The organism is Citrobacter sp. Ct235, from assembly GCF_030332305.1.
In the GTDB taxonomy this organism is placed as follows: Bacteria; Pseudomonadota; Gammaproteobacteria; order Enterobacterales; family Enterobacteriaceae; genus Citrobacter_A; species Citrobacter_A telavivensis.
Genome location: NZ_JAOWIC010000049.1, coordinates 670529 through 684557 on the forward strand (window position 1 = coordinate 670529; position 14029 = coordinate 684557).

The 14029-nt window shown below is 55.9% G+C and carries 11 protein-coding genes; 8 read left to right on the top strand and 3 right to left on the bottom strand.

Annotated elements, in window-relative coordinates:
• Positions 1 to 11 precede the first annotated feature (11 nt).
• Positions 12 to 2417 (top strand): oxygen-sensing cyclic-di-GMP phosphodiesterase DosP, encoded by a 2406-nt coding sequence (gene dosP / locus OGY35_RS20305; protein ID WP_286633263.1) that lies wholly within the window; start codon positions 12 to 14, stop codon positions 2415 to 2417.
• A gap of 111 nt (positions 2418 to 2528) precedes the next feature.
• Here dosP and OGY35_RS20310 read toward each other — a convergent pair whose 3' ends face one another.
• Together OGY35_RS20310 and hdeB are read right to left on the bottom strand one after the other, a co-directional pair.
• Positions 2529 to 4460, bottom strand: a complete 1932-nt coding sequence (locus OGY35_RS20310; RefSeq protein ID WP_286633264.1) for a methyl-accepting chemotaxis protein — start codon at positions 4458 to 4460, stop codon at positions 2529 to 2531.
• A 157-nt stretch (positions 4461 to 4617) separates the two neighbouring features.
• Positions 4618 to 4947 (bottom strand): acid-activated periplasmic chaperone HdeB, encoded by a 330-nt coding sequence (hdeB, locus tag OGY35_RS20315; RefSeq protein WP_286633265.1) that lies wholly within the window; start codon positions 4945 to 4947, stop codon positions 4618 to 4620.
• Between the two features lie 402 nt (positions 4948 to 5349).
• Between hdeB and OGY35_RS20320 the strand changes: the two genes are divergently transcribed.
• The 7 genes from OGY35_RS20320 to OGY35_RS20350 are packed head-to-tail and all read left to right on the top strand — an operon-like array spanning position 5350 to position 12246.
• Entirely contained in the window at positions 5350 to 6216 is an 867-nt protein-coding gene (locus OGY35_RS20320; RefSeq protein WP_286633266.1) for a MurR/RpiR family transcriptional regulator, read from the top strand.
• 14 nt (positions 6217 to 6230) lie between these two features.
• Positions 6231 to 6818 (top strand): D-alanyl-D-alanine dipeptidase, encoded by a 588-nt coding sequence (gene ddpX, locus OGY35_RS20325; protein ID WP_286633267.1) that lies wholly within the window; start codon positions 6231 to 6233, stop codon positions 6816 to 6818.
• A gap of 15 nt (positions 6819 to 6833) precedes the next feature.
• A complete protein-coding gene (locus OGY35_RS20330; protein ID WP_286633268.1) occupies positions 6834 to 8384 on the top strand; it encodes an ABC transporter substrate-binding protein in 1551 nt (516 codons plus the stop codon).
• Positions 8385 to 8428: 44 nt separating this feature from the next.
• Entirely contained in the window at positions 8429 to 9451 is a 1023-nt protein-coding gene (locus tag OGY35_RS20335) for an ABC transporter permease (RefSeq protein WP_152404681.1), read from the top strand.
• Positions 9448 to 10341, top strand: coding sequence for a D,D-dipeptide ABC transporter permease (gene ddpC / locus OGY35_RS20340; RefSeq protein ID WP_286633270.1), 894 nt, complete (start codon positions 9448 to 9450; stop codon positions 10339 to 10341). Before OGY35_RS20335 ends, ddpC begins: the two co-directional genes overlap by 4 nt.
• Positions 10341 to 11327, top strand: a complete 987-nt coding sequence (locus tag OGY35_RS20345; protein WP_286633715.1) for an ABC transporter ATP-binding protein — start codon at positions 10341 to 10343, stop codon at positions 11325 to 11327. The genes ddpC and OGY35_RS20345 overlap by 1 nt, the downstream gene beginning before the upstream one ends.
• The gene (locus OGY35_RS20350; protein ID WP_286633271.1) at positions 11320 to 12246 is read left to right on the top strand and encodes an oligopeptide/dipeptide ABC transporter ATP-binding protein; all 927 of its coding nucleotides are present in this window, start codon (positions 11320 to 11322) and stop codon (positions 12244 to 12246) included. Before OGY35_RS20345 ends, OGY35_RS20350 begins: the two co-directional genes overlap by 8 nt.
• Positions 12247 to 12330: 84 nt before the next feature.
• Here the strand turns inward: OGY35_RS20350 and OGY35_RS20355 are convergent, their stop codons facing one another.
• Positions 12331 to 14025, bottom strand: coding sequence for a PglL family O-oligosaccharyltransferase (locus tag OGY35_RS20355; RefSeq protein ID WP_286633272.1), 1695 nt, complete (start codon positions 14023 to 14025; stop codon positions 12331 to 12333).
• Positions 14026 to 14029 lie beyond the last annotated feature (4 nt).

Below are 14029 nucleotides of genomic sequence, written 5' to 3' on the forward strand. Positions count from 1 at the left end.
AGAGGTAAAAAATGAAGCTAACCGACGTTGAAGGCTCCGGAGACAGCATTTTCTTTCCTGCTCTTGAGCAGAATATGATGGGAGCGGTATTAATTAATGAGAATGACGAAGTCCTGTTTTTTAATCCGGCAGCGGAAAAGCTCTGGGGATATCGTCGTGACGAGGTGATCGGTAATGGCATCTCGATGCTCATTCCCCATGATTTGCGCCCCGCTCACCCGGATTACATTCGTCATAACCGTGAAGGCGGCCAGGCGCGTGTCGAAGGGATGAGCCGGGAATTGCTGCTGGAACGAAAAGACGGCAGCAAAGTCTGGACGCGTTTTGCCCTGTCAAAAGTAAACGTGGCTGGCAAGATTTTCTATCTGGCGTTTGTGCGAGATGCCAGCGTAGAGATGGAACAAAAAGAACAGAAACGTCTGCTGGTGCTGGCGGTCGATCATCTCGACCGCCCGGTGATTGTGCTCGACCCTGCGCGCCGCATTGTTCAGTGTAACCGCGCCTTTACCGAAATGTTTGGCTACGGCATTACCGATGCGTCGGGTCAACAACCGGATGACCTGCTCAATATTCCCGAAGAGCCGTCGGATAATCGCCTGAGACTCAAACAGCTACTCTGGAAAACGACCCGCGATCAGGATGAGTTTCTGATGGTCACCCGTGCGGGCGAAAAGATCTGGATTAAAGCGTCTGTCAGCCCGGTTCATGACCCGCGTCGTGAACTGCAAAACCTGGTCATGACCTTTTCTGATATCACCGAAGAACGGCAGATTCGCCAGCTCGAAGGCAATATTCTGGCGGCAATGTGCACCAGCCCGCCGTTTCACGAAATGGGTGACATTATTTGCCGCAATATCGAAGCGGTATTGCGGGATACGCATGTTTCGCTGTATGCCTTGAAAGATAACGCCCGCCAGTTCTGGGCCGCGTCATCAAAAGAGATCGACGCGAAGGATTTGAGCGTCTGGACGCTCACCATTCGTCAACGTGATGGTGAGCCGGCCGGGACGCTATTAATTAAAACGGCAAAAGGGAAAGAGACCAGCGCCTTTATTGAACGCGTGGCAGATATCAGCCAGCATATGGCGGCCCTGGCGCTGGAACAGGAGAAAAGCCGTCAACATATCGAGCATCTCCTGCAGTTTGACCCGCTCACCGGTCTGCCCAATCGCAATCACCTGCACGCCTATCTCGACGATCTCATTGTTGGTGCAAAAGCCTTCTCGCCGGTGGTGTTTCTCATCAGCGTCGATCACTTCCAGGATGTCATCGACAGTCTTGGCTACGCCGTGGCCGATCAGGTTTTACAGCAGGTTATCAATAAAATTCGCGACCGGCTCAGACCCAATCAGTATTTAAGCCGTATCGAAGGCACGCAGTTTGTGTTGGTCAGTGACGACCACGAAATGAGCAATATCACCCAGTTTGCGGATGAACTGATCAATATTGGCAGTGAAGCGACACTTTATGACGACAAGCCCTTCCCGTTGACCTTCAGCATCGGGATTAGCTATGAGGTGGGACGAGAACGTGATTATCTGCTTTCCACGGCCCACAACGCGATGGATTTCATTCGCAAAGCGGGGGGTAACGGCTGGCAGTTCTTCAACCCGGAAATGAACCTCGCCGTGAAAGAACGTCTGCAACTGGGCGCGGCGTTGAAAAATGCCATTGCCAATGACCAGTTGCGGCTGGTGTATCAGCCGCAGATCTTTGCCCAGACCGGCGAGTTGTATGGTTTCGAAGCGCTTGCGCGCTGGAGCGATCCGGTGCACGGTCACGTACCGCCCAATCGTTTTATTCCGCTCGCTGAAGAGACGGGCGAAATTGAGAATATTGGTCGCTGGGTGGTCAGAGAAGCGTGTCGCCAGTTGGCGGAATGGCGCACGATGTCGCTGACCATTCCGACCCTGTCGGTGAACCTCTCCGCCCTGCACTTTCGCAGCAATCAGCTGCCGGACCAGGTCTCGGAAGCGATGGTGGAATTTGCCATTCCGGGCGATCAGCTGACGGTCGAAATCACCGAAAGCATGATGATGGAGCAGGATGAAGAGATCCTCAGGCGCATTGAGATCTTACGCAACATGGGCGTGGGACTGTCGATCGATGATTTCGGCACCGGTTTTTCCGGCCTCTCCCGCCTGGTCAGCCTGCCCGTAACAGAATTAAAAATTGATAAAACCTTTGTCGATCGCTGCCAGACCGAGAAACGCATTCAGTCTTTGCTGGAAGCAATTATCAGCATTGGGCAGAGTCTGAACCTGATGGTAATTGCGGAAGGCGTTGAAACGAAGGAACAATTTGAGCTGTTGCGCTCAATGAATTGTCCGGTGATTCAGGGATATTATTTTTCCCGTCCCATTCCGGCAGATGAGATAGCCACCTGGATGCAGACGGCGCTGCCGTTGAAAATCTGATTCACCGTGATGAGAGGCCCGATGGCGCTGTCGCTTACCGGGCCTCTGGGGGGATGTCATGTGTTGGCCGGATAAGACAACGTCGCCTCCGGCAATTCCATCACAACGACGTTACGGCAATTTAAACGATGATACCTGCAAGGCCAGTTCTTCCGCTTCGGCTTTTAAGATATGCGTGCGCGCCGCCGCATCATCAATCAGCGAGGCGTTCTGTTGAACCGTGCTGTCCATTTCCGTCACGGCGAGCGTAACTTCGGCCACGCCCTTGCGCTGCTCTTCTCCCGCCACGCGAATTTCCCCCATTAACTGACGCACCTGACGAACATGCCCCACCAGTTCCTGTAAACGATCGCCGGCATGATGAATTTGCTGGCTGCTGTTATCGACATGAGATACCGACTCATCAATCAGCGCTTTGATCTCCTGGGCGGCGGTAGCGCTACGCTGGGCCAGCGTTCTGACTTCCGATGCCACGACGGCAAATCCGCGCCCGGCATCCCCGGCGCGGGCCGCTTCCACGGCGGCATTGAGCGCGAGAATGTTCGTCTGGAAAGCAATGCTGTCAATCACGGATACGATCTCAACCATTCGACCCGATGAGGCACTGACGTTATCCATGGTCGAAATCACCCCATGCATGACGTCTCCGCAACGATTAGCCGTTTGCGCTGTACTTTCTGAAAGCTCATCGGCCAGTTGGGTATTACTGGCATTTTGATGTACGGTCGCATTAAGTTGCTCCATCGCGGCGGCACTCTCTTCCAGCGCCGCCGCCTGCTGGGTGACGCGTGATGACAATTCAGTATTGCTGTCGGCAAGGCTGACGGCGTTGTTCGCCACCACCTCACTGCTGCTGCGCACCGTAAGCAGGATGGCGGAGATTTTATCCACGAAAAGGTTAAACGCCTGCGCAATCGCCGAAATTTCGTCTTTACCTCTCACTTCTAAGCGACGGGTCAGATCGCCTTCACCCTGTGCGATATCGTCCAGCGCCCGGCGCGTGTCGTCCAGACGGGCAATTAAACGGCGGACCACCAGCCAGGAGCCCACCAGCAACAGCGTCATGACCGGGATCAGCACTTCAAGAACATCGCGCATCATCACTTTCGCCAGTCCGACGATGCGCTCTTGCGGCGTCACCAGCCCCACCACCCAACCGGTATCAGCCATCGGGAACAGCATCACGCGTGACGGCGCGTTCAGAATGCCGTCGTTTTCCAGTGCAATGGAGGAGACATCGGTGGTTGCGGTGCGCAGTTTCTGCAAACGCTGCGCGACCGGACTCAGCCACGCGGAAGCCTTCACCAGATCGCCAACGGTTTTGTAATGATCCCGATCGTTTTGCGGGAAATAGAGAATTTGTCCCTGCTTATCGACCACAAAGGCGTATCCACCGGTGCGCCCACCCTGCTGCTGCATAAAGCTGGCAACGTTATCGAGTCGAATATCTGTCGTTGCCACACCGGCGAATTTACCCGCCAGTTGATACGGAATGCTGCAGGTCACCATGTTGATTCCGGAAATAGCATCCTGATAAACATCAGACCAGACGCAGTTTTCCTTTGAATGACCTTTCGCCCCCTGATACCAGCTTTCGCTGTGGTAACCGTTGCCGCCAGGGGCGTTATATTCATCGGAAAACACCAGCTTATCGTCGGTATTGCGTGCCCAGAAAAAGCTGCGACGCGCAACACCGGGCGTGAAGGCATCGGGCTCAGGCCAGATTCCGCCCCCGGTGATGATCGACTTATTTTGTTCGCCCAGTAAACGCGGCACAACCGCGCGGTACAGCGCTTCGTCATTTGGCAGGACTTCGGCCAGGCGCGACAGGCTAACGGTTTCTCCCTCAATGCGTGACAGGACGCTGCTGAGTTGACGCGTCAGGCCATGCCCGGTCTCCTCGATCAACGCCGTGTTGATTTCAACGACGCGAGGTTGCCCGCGCCAAAGCATAATAACTACAATAACTAACGTCGTTACGGCAAGTAACGCGATCCCCCCGAGTGTCAAACGAGTCGAAATACGTGACGGATACCAGACCATATAAACATCCTTTTATTTCCAGACTAATTTATATTCAGTATCGGCACGTGGTTTTAGAGCTTTATACAAAATCCAATATTGTCTTAAATTAATAATGTGACGTTGTCACAAATAGCAAAACCCAGCACTCTGGCTGGGTTTAAATAAGCGCTTAATCTTATTTACTTAATTCTTTTTTGATTTCGTCTTTGATTTTAGCCAATTCGCTTTGCGGATGTTTTTTACAGATTTCAACCGTTAGAGGAACGGCGGTTGTCACGGTTTCATCGAAAGTGACGTAGTCCCCGCCCTTAAAGTCTTCATCTTCATTTAATACCCAGAAGGCAACCGGTGCCATCGTCTGCGGGTTCAGGTCGATGAACTCCTGGCAGCTCATGCTTTTGGGGGTGACGTCGGTTTTCGCGTCTGTTGTTGCTGCATTTACGCTAACACTGGTCAACAGCGCTGCCACTAAAATACCTGCTGTAGAAAGGGAGAATTTGTTCATTATGATGGCTCCGTTAATGATATAAATAACCTCTACATGAGCGCTTTAAACCGTTAATGTAGAACGAGAAAAATAATACCCTTCCCCTCAAAGAAATAAATACATGTACACGTGTTATGGCTGTTATTGATATTTCCCTGTACCGATCCCGATGTTTGCCGCTTATTTCGCCGCGAGAATGTGATCCCGCCTGCGTATCCTGCAGATAAACGCCCTTCCACCTTACCGTTGCACCAAAACTGCACTACGCTGCACAAATGTTGATCATTGGTTAATAAAATCGGCGTCATTTTAACAATTGACGCCCGCAGCGGCGGCGTTTCCGAACATGGCACGCGTCCTGCATTGTTAATTGACTAACAGTGAGCGGACTTTTGACAGCCTGGTAACAGCGAGACGGTGATGACAGCAAAACCTGAGTTACTGACCCGAATTGAACAGACCTTCAGCCTGCATACGCCGAGCGAAAAGCGCGTTGCCAGCTGGCTGTTAACCCATGCGGCGCAGATCCCGTTTGAAACCGCCGACAGCATTGGCAAAGCGACGGGCACCAGCGGGATTACCGTCGGACGCTACCTGCGCAAAATCGGCTACCGCAATCTGGAAGATGTCAAAGCCAGCCTGCGGGAACTGCCGGGCGTTCCCTATCAGCCCTGGGGCATGAACGAGCGTCTGGACTCCTGGCAGCAACAGCAGCAGTTGCCGGACCGCGCACGTCAGTCGCTGTCGCTGGAGATAGATGCGATCGCCCATGTTTATCAACTGGCGCAAGGGGAAACTTTCCAGCGCATTATCCGGCAACTGGCACAGGCGGAAGCGGTATATGTGCTGGGGATCCAGTCGACGCGGGGTATCGCCAACGCTTTTTTCAGTCACCTCGAGTATCTGCGGCCCAGGGTGAACTATTCCGAAGGACTCTCCGGCAGTTGGGTGGAGTCCCTCAATTCCGGGTTTGAGAAACCGTATGTGGTGCTGACCGATACCCGCGCCTATTCCGCCATCGCCCGGCAGTATTGCCGCGTCGCCAGCGAGCGGCAAATACCGCTGGCGCTGGTAACCGATATCTGGTGCCCCTGGGCGCGAGATTACGCCATCGACTTACTGCAGGTGAAAACCGACACCGGACACTTCTGGGATTCGCTGGCTCCCGTGAGCTGTCTGTTCAACCTGTTGCTTTCCGGCGTGGCGGAACAACTGGGCGATTCACTTACCGGGCGGTTACAGACCAACCGCCAGTTACAACAAGAATTTGGTCAATTCGAACAATAAACAGGAAACGTGCTATGTCTGAAACTCCGCAACTGGCCGATCTGTCGGTGATTTTTCCGACGCTGGATATCGACCTCAAATACGCGACCGCCGATAACCTGACCGGCGCGCCGATTTATCGCGAATCGCGCTGCCTGCTGCATCAGGATGCCGTCACCGCGCTGGCAAAAAGCATCAGCATCGCGCAACTGGCGGGCCTTTCTCTGGTGGTTTATGACGCCTATCGCCCACAGCAGGCGCAGTCGATCCTGTGGGATGCCTGCCCCGATCCGCAGTACGTGGTCGATGTCGCCATCGGCTCTAACCACAGTCGCGGAACGGCCATCGACGTCACCCTGAAAGACGCGAACGGCAAGATCCTGGATATGGGCGCGGGTTTTGATGAGATGCACGACCGTTCCCATGCGTACCACCCTTCTGTTCCTGCCGCCGCGCAGCGTAACCGACTGTTACTCAACGCCATTATGTTTGGCGGTGGCTTCGTCGGCATCAGCAGCGAGTGGTGGCATTTTGAGTTACCCGCCGCGAGTCGCTATCCGCTGCTGGACGACTGTATTGCCTGCTTTCCCGTTACGACCACAACGACACACACATCCTTTTGATTCCGGAGCTTCATCATGAAATTAACTCTGCTATTTCGCCCCGCGTTGATTGCTGTTGCCCTGGCGATGACCCTGCCTGCGGCTCAGGCTGCCGTCCCGAAAGACATGCTGGTGATCGGCAAAGCCGCCGATCCGCAAACCCTTGACCCGGCGGTTACCATTGATAATAACGACTGGACGGTCACTTATCCGTCCTATCAGCGGCTGGTGAAGTATAAAACCGAGGGTGACAAAGGCTCTACCGAAGTGGAAGGCGATCTGGCAAGCGGCTGGAAAGCCTCTGACGATCAGAAAGAGTGGACCTTTACGCTTGACGATCGGGCCAAATTTGCCGACGGCTCCGCCGTGACCGCCGAGGCGGTGAAACAGTCCTTCGAGCGTCTGCTGAAAATCAGCCAGGGGCCCGCAGAAGCGTTTCCCAAAGATCTCAAAGTGGAAGCCGTTGATGCGCACACGGTGAAATTTACCCTCAGCCAACCGTTCGCCCCGTTCCTTTATACCCTGGCCAATGACGGTGCATCGATCATCAACCCTGCCGTGCTGAAAGCGCATGCGGCGGATGACGCTCGCGGCTTTCTGGCGCAAAACACCGCAGGCTCCGGGCCGTTTATGCTGAAAAGCTGGCAGAAAGGTCAACAACTGGTGCTGGTTCCGAACCCGCATTACGCCGGGCCAAAACCGAATTTTAAACGCGTGTCGGTGAAAATCATTGGTGAGAGCGCGTCGCGTCGCCTGCAACTGTCACGTGGCGATATCGATATCGCCGATGCCCTGCCGGTGGATCAGCTCAGCGCGTTAAAACAGGAAGGCAGCGTTGCGGTGGCGGACTATCCGTCGCTGCGCGTGACCTATCTTTATCTGAACAACAGCAAAGCGCCGCTGAATCAGGCGGAACTGCGTCGGGCCATCTCCTGGTCCACCGACTATCAGGGCATGGTGAAAGGGATCCTCAGCGGTAACGGCAAACAGATGCGCGGGCCGATCCCGGAAGGCATGTGGGGCTATGACCCCACTGCGCTGCAATATCACTTTGATGAAGCCAAAGCGAAAGCAGAATGGGAGAAAGTCGCCAGCAAACCCACCAGCCTGAGCTTCCTCTATTCCGATAACGATCCAAACTGGGAGCCAATTGCCCTCGCCACCCAGGCCAGCCTCGGCAAACTGGGCATTACCGTGAAGCTGGAAAAACTGGCGAATGCCACGATGCGCGATCGCGTGGGTAAAGGCGATTACGACATCGCCATCGGCAACTGGAGTCCGGACTTCGCTGACCCGTATATGTTCATGAACTACTGGTTCGAGTCTGACAAGAAAGGACTGCCCGGAAACCGCTCGTTCTATGAAAACGCCGAGGTCGACAAGCTGTTGCGCAGTGCGCTGAGCACGACCGATCAGACGGCCAGAACCACGGACTACCAACAGGCACAGAAGATAGTCATTGATGAAGCGGCTTACGTCTATCTGTTCCAGAAGAACTACCAGTTAGCGATGAACAAAGAGGTCAAAGGCTTCGTGTTCAATCCGATGCTCGAGCAGGTCTTTAATATCGGCACCATGAGCAAATAAGCCACGTTAATGCGGAGCCGTACTGGCTCCGCCAGGGGAAGCCAATGACTTTCTGGAGCATTTTGCGCCAGCGCTGCTGGGGACTTGTCCTTGTCGTGGCCGGCGTTTGCGTCATCACCTTTATTATTTCGCACCTGATCCCCGGCGATCCGGCGCGCCTGCTGGCGGGCGACCGGGCAAGCGAAGAGATTGTCGAGAACATTCGCCAACAGCTTGGGTTGAATCAACCGCTGTACGTGCAGTTTGCCCGCTACGTAGGCGATGTCTTCCAGGGGGATTTAGGCATTTCGATTCGCACCGGACGTCCGGTGATGGAAGAGCTGCGCGTCTTTTTCCCGGCCACGCTGGAGCTGGCCTTTTGCTCGCTGCTGCTGGCGCTGGTCATCGGTATTCCGTTAGGCATCCTCTCCGCCGTCTGGCGTAATCGCTGGCTGGACCATCTGGTGCGCCTGATGGCGATCACCGGTATTTCAACGCCGGCATTCTGGCTGGGCCTGGGCGTTATCGTGCTGTTTTACGGACAACTGCACATTTTACCGGGAGGCGGACGACTGGATGACTGGTTGGATCCGCCGACGCATGTCACCGGGTTTTATCTGATTGATGCCCTGCTGGAAGGCAACGGCGAGGTCTTTTTCAATGCGCTACAGCATCTGATTTTACCGTCGCTGACGCTGGCGTTCGTTCATCTGGGGATTGTGGCACGGCAAATTCGTTCTGCGATGCTGGAACAGCTCAGTGAAGATTATATCCGCACGGCTAAAGCCAGCGGTCTTCCCGGCTGGTACATCGTACTGTGTTACGCCCTGCCCAACGCGCTGATCCCGTCGATCACCGTACTTGGACTGGCGCTGGGCGATTTGCTGTATGGCGCAGTACTGACCGAAACTGTTTTTGCCTGGCCCGGTATGGGCGCCTGGGTTGTAACGTCGATTCAGGCGCTTGATTTCCCGGCGGTGATGGGCTTTGCCGTGGTGGTCTCTTTTGCTTATGTGCTGGTCAACCTGGTGGTCGATCTGCTCTATCTGTGGGTGGACCCACGCATCGGGCGCGGAGGTGCTGAATGATGTTAACCGAAGAGACCCCGACGCCGGTTCGCGCGACGCGTCGGCGCATAGACTGGGCCAGACTGTTCTGGCTGATGAAGGGCAGTCCGCTGACCCTAATTGGCGGGGCGATCATTGTCTTGATGCTGTTGCTGATGGTGCTGTCGCCGTGGCTAACGCCTTACGATCCGAATGCCATTGATTTAAGCGCGCGGTTGTTGCCGCCGACGGCGGCGCACTGGTTCGGAACGGATGAGGTCGGACGGGATCTGTTCAGTCGCGTGCTGGTGGGCAGCCAGCAGTCAATTGTCGCCGGGCTGGTGGTGGTCGGGATTGCCGGCGGCGTTGGCTCACTGCTCGGTTGTCTGTCCGGCGTGATGGGCGGTCGCGCTGACGCCATCATCATGCGGATGATGGATATCATGCTGTCGATCCCCTCTCTGGTGCTGACGATGGCGCTGGCCGCCGCGCTGGGTCCGAGCCTGCTTAACGCGATGCTGGCAATTGCCATTGTGCGCATTCCCTTTTATGTGCGACTGGCGCGCGGACAAACGCTGGTCGTGCGCCAGTTTGCCTATGTGCAGGCTGCCCGCACGTACGGCGCCTCCCGCTGGCATTTGATCAGTTGGCACATCCTGCGCAACTCGCTGCCGCCGCTGATTGTGCAGGCGTCGCTGGATATCGGCAGCGCCATCCTGATGGCGGCAACATTGGGCTTTATCGGGCTTGGTGCCCAGCAACCGAGCGCAGAATGGGGGGCAATGGTGGCAATTGGTCGCAACTATGTTCTCGATCAGTGGTGGTATTGCGCCTTCCCCGGTGCCGCCATCCTGATCACCGCCGTCGGTTTTAACCTGTTCGGTGACGGGATCCGCGATCTGCTGGATCCGAAAGCAGGAGGAAAACAGTGATGACTCAACCGGTGCTGGAAATAGACGATTTACACTTAAGCTTTCCGGGATACAAAGCCGATGTTCATGCACTGAGCCATGTGTCGCTGCGCATTCATCGCGGCGAGATTGTCGGCGTGGTAGGCGAATCAGGTTCCGGGAAGTCGGTCACGGCGATGCTCACCATGCGTCTGCTGCCGGAAGGCAGCTATCGCATCCATCAGGGGCGCGTCTCGTTACTGGGCGAAGATGTGCTGAACGCCAGTGAGAAGCAGATGCGTCAGTGGCGCGGCGCCCGCGTGGCGATGATCTTCCAGGAGCCGATGACGGCCCTCAACCCGACGCGCCGTATCGGCCAGCAGATGGTAGAGGTGATTCGCCACCACCAGACGGTGAGTCGTGCGCAGGCCCGTGAAAAAGCGATTACCCTGCTGGAAGAGATGCAGATCCCCGACGCCGCCGGGGTGATGAGCCGCTTTCCGTTTGAGCTTTCGGGTGGGATGCGTCAGCGGGTCATGATCGCCCTTGCCTTCTCCTGCGAGCCGGAACTGATCATCGCCGATGAACCCACCACCGCGCTGGACGTCACCGTGCAGTTGCAGGTGCTACGGTTGCTGAAGCACAAAGCCCGCGCCAGCGGCACGGCCGTGCTGTTTATCAGCCATGACATGGCGGTGGTGTCGCAACTGTGTGACCGGCTGTACGTGATGTATGCCGGAAGCGTCATTGAAAGCGGCCCGACCGATGCCGTGATTCACCATCCGACCCATCCCTATTCGATTGGCCTGCTCAAATGCGCGCCGGAACAGGGTGAACCGCGTCAACCGCTGCCGGCAATCCCTGGCACCGTGCCGGATCTCACCCGTTTGCCGCACGGCTGCGCGTTTCGGGATCGCTGTTTTGCCGCGGGTCCGCTTTGCGAAACGATACCCACCATGAGCCCCCTCGGCGCTGGCGACCAGCGATCGGCCTGCTGGTATCCCCATCTGGAGAGTTCCCATGTCTGAAACATTACTGGCCTTAGAAGATGTGCACGTTGATTTCCCGGCGAAGAAAAACTGGCTGGGACGGGTGACCGAACGCGTGCACGCGCTCAACGGGATGGATTTACAGATCCGTCGGGGCGAAACGCTGGGGATCGTGGGCGAATCCGGCTGCGGTAAAAGTACGCTGGCGCAGTTGCTTATGGGGATGCTGAAACCCAGCCAGGGACAGTATCAACAGGACTCCGCGTCGACCGAAATGCAGATGGTGTTTCAGGACCCGCTCTCTTCGCTGGATCCGCGTCTGCCCGTCTGGCGGATAATCACCGAACCGGTGTGGATCCACAAGCGCAGCAGCGAGAGGGAACGTCGGGCGCTGGCCGCCGCGTTAGCAAGCCAGGTCGGGATCCGCCCGGAATATCTCGACCGTCTGCCACACGCCTTCTCCGGCGGGCAGCGTCAGCGTATTGCTATTGCCCGCGCGCTGTCGTCAGAACCGGACGTGATCGTGCTGGATGAACCCACATCAGCGCTGGATATTTCCGTTCAGGCGCAGATCCTGAACCTGCTGGTTGCACTGCAGGCCAGTCGCAATCTGACCTACATTCTGATCTCGCATAACGTCTCGGTGGTACGTCATATGAGCGACCGGGTGGCGGTGATGTACCTCGGGCAAATCGTCGAACTCGGCGATACGGCGCAGGTGCTTACCACCCCGGCACATCCGTATACCCGTCTGCTGCTGGATTCCGTGCCGAAAACCGGCGCGCCGCTGGCCGAAGAGCTGGTGATTCGCAAAACGGAGTTGCCCGGCAACCGGGTTCTGCCGGTGGGGTGTTTCTTTCGCGAACGGTGTCCGCTCGCCGGTAGCGGATGTGAAAACCGACAGGCGCCACGCAGGCTTGATTCGGGAATCGACGTGCGCTGCTGGCGTGCCGGATAGCGCTCCACTCATCCGGCCTACAGACGCTACGTTGGCCGGAAAAGGTGAATGCCGACTGCCGGCAGAGGTTACGTGCGCATAACGCTATTGCGCGTTACCACAGACAAATCGTGGATCGGATGGCCAGCGGCCGTTTGCCCCCCGGCATATCGACTCTGCGGAGGCTAAATTCTGCGCACGAGAAATCATCAGCAGGCTGGCATAGACCTCGGGATCGTTATGGACTTGCAGATAATCCGTTGCCCAGTGACGAAACGCGTCGAGCAGCGCAAGATCTCGCGTCTGGTTGAATCTCAGTAGCATCGCCACATGCCGGTCAAAATCCAGCCGACTGGACTGGCTATAGGGATTGAGTAATGACGCCGTGACGGCCTGTTCATCGAGCGCCAGGGGCACCAACCCCTGTTGCTCAACCAGGGTAATAGTATGTTGGGTTTGCAGTCCGGTGAGCATAAAAACCAGCACCGCCAGTGAAGCTATCCCCGCCAGACCGCGACAAAGCAAGCCTGAGCGCGATGTTTTATGCTCGCCATATTGTCCTGTACTGACGGTTTGAACCGCGCTGCCGCAAACCGTCAGCAGCATGATGATCGTCAGGCCATGCGTGATGGATTGATAGACTGGATATTCCAGATTCATATGGACTGCAATCGGTAACAGCAGCGCGATCCCGGCCCATTTAGCGCCATTAGTGCACCACAGGCGTTTCAGAACGCCAAGGATAATAAGCGCTATTCCAGCCACGGCAACCAGCCCCCCTTCAGCCCAGGCATACAACAGTTCGTTGTGCGGATAGAAAAGCGTTGCCGCTTCTAAACCCGGCAGGTTGTGTTGCGCCAGTTGCCCAAACAAAGCTTCAAAACTGCCATACCCATTGCCTGCAATCGGATGTAACTGAATCAGTTGCCAGGACAGCTTGAGCATGTATAAACGGTAAAAATTGGAATTCTGTTTATCGACGACGGGAAGTAAATCCGGTGCAAAATGCAGCCACAGCACCCCTAAGCCTGTGCCTGCGGCTATCAGCAACATTGCGCGTAACGTCATGCGCTTTTTACGGCGGATAGTGATAACCGTTAGCAGGAAAATGCCGCATGCTGCACCTAACTGTCCGGCCCGGCTTTGCAGGATAACGAGCATCAGGGGTAATACGAGGAGCGCGCATCCATTGACGATTTTTGCCCATCTCTCGCCGCTTTGTAAAAAAAGCCATTGCGCGCATGCCAGACCGGTCGCCAGGAAAGAGGCCAACACATTGACCTGCTGAAAACTGGCATAAGGCCGTCCACCGGGTAAATCCTGCAATGTTTCTATCTGCCAAACCGAATACACCGCCTGCAAAAGTGCCGAGATGACCAGAACAAATAACCAGTGGGAACGCAGACGCCAGCACGACGTGGAACAGAGCAGCAGAATATAAAATGCGGCCATACCCCACAGCGCCAGAACTTTGGGTAATGCGTTAAGCTGCCAGTCCGGGCGCGGAGACCACAGCAGCGGCAAAGACCAGCACACGACGCCCGCGATGATGAGCAGAGTCCCCGCGGGCAGTTTGCCCAAGGTTATCCTGCGTTTTAGCGGCAGAGTATAAAGACACCAGAGCGCAATCAGCGCCATAAACGCCCAGGCCATCAGGTTTTGCGGCAGGGACAATCCCGCCCCGCCGCGATTGAGTAAAACAATATTCAGGCCGCAACACAGCCAAAGAAACAATAACAGGGTGACGCCAGCATTATTAAATCTACGCAGCGGCAAAGTTTCGCCGTAATGAATATTCATCGTT

Excerpts from the sequence above, each read along its gene's own strand:
- dosP (WP_286633263.1), top strand. The coding sequence starts at position 12 with ATGAAGCTAACCGACGTTGAAGGCTCCGGAGACAGCATTTTCTTTCCT.
- OGY35_RS20310 (WP_286633264.1), bottom strand. The coding sequence starts at position 4,460 with ATGGTCTGGTATCCGTCACGTATTTCGACTCGTTTGACACTCGGGGGG.
- hdeB (WP_286633265.1), bottom strand. The coding sequence starts at position 4,947 with ATGAACAAATTCTCCCTTTCTACAGCAGGTATTTTAGTGGCAGCGCTG.
- OGY35_RS20320 (WP_286633266.1), top strand. The coding sequence starts at position 5,350 with ATGACAGCAAAACCTGAGTTACTGACCCGAATTGAACAGACCTTCAGC.
- ddpX (WP_286633267.1), top strand. The coding sequence starts at position 6,231 with ATGTCTGAAACTCCGCAACTGGCCGATCTGTCGGTGATTTTTCCGACG.
- OGY35_RS20330 (WP_286633268.1), top strand. The coding sequence starts at position 6,834 with ATGAAATTAACTCTGCTATTTCGCCCCGCGTTGATTGCTGTTGCCCTG.
- OGY35_RS20335 (WP_152404681.1), top strand. The coding sequence starts at position 8,429 with ATGACTTTCTGGAGCATTTTGCGCCAGCGCTGCTGGGGACTTGTCCTT.
- ddpC (WP_286633270.1), top strand. The coding sequence starts at position 9,448 with ATGATGTTAACCGAAGAGACCCCGACGCCGGTTCGCGCGACGCGTCGG.
- OGY35_RS20345 (WP_286633715.1), top strand. The coding sequence starts at position 10,341 with ATGACTCAACCGGTGCTGGAAATAGACGATTTACACTTAAGCTTTCCG.
- OGY35_RS20350 (WP_286633271.1), top strand. The coding sequence starts at position 11,320 with ATGTCTGAAACATTACTGGCCTTAGAAGATGTGCACGTTGATTTCCCG.
- OGY35_RS20355 (WP_286633272.1), bottom strand. The coding sequence starts at position 14,025 with ATGAATATTCATTACGGCGAAACTTTGCCGCTGCGTAGATTTAATAAT.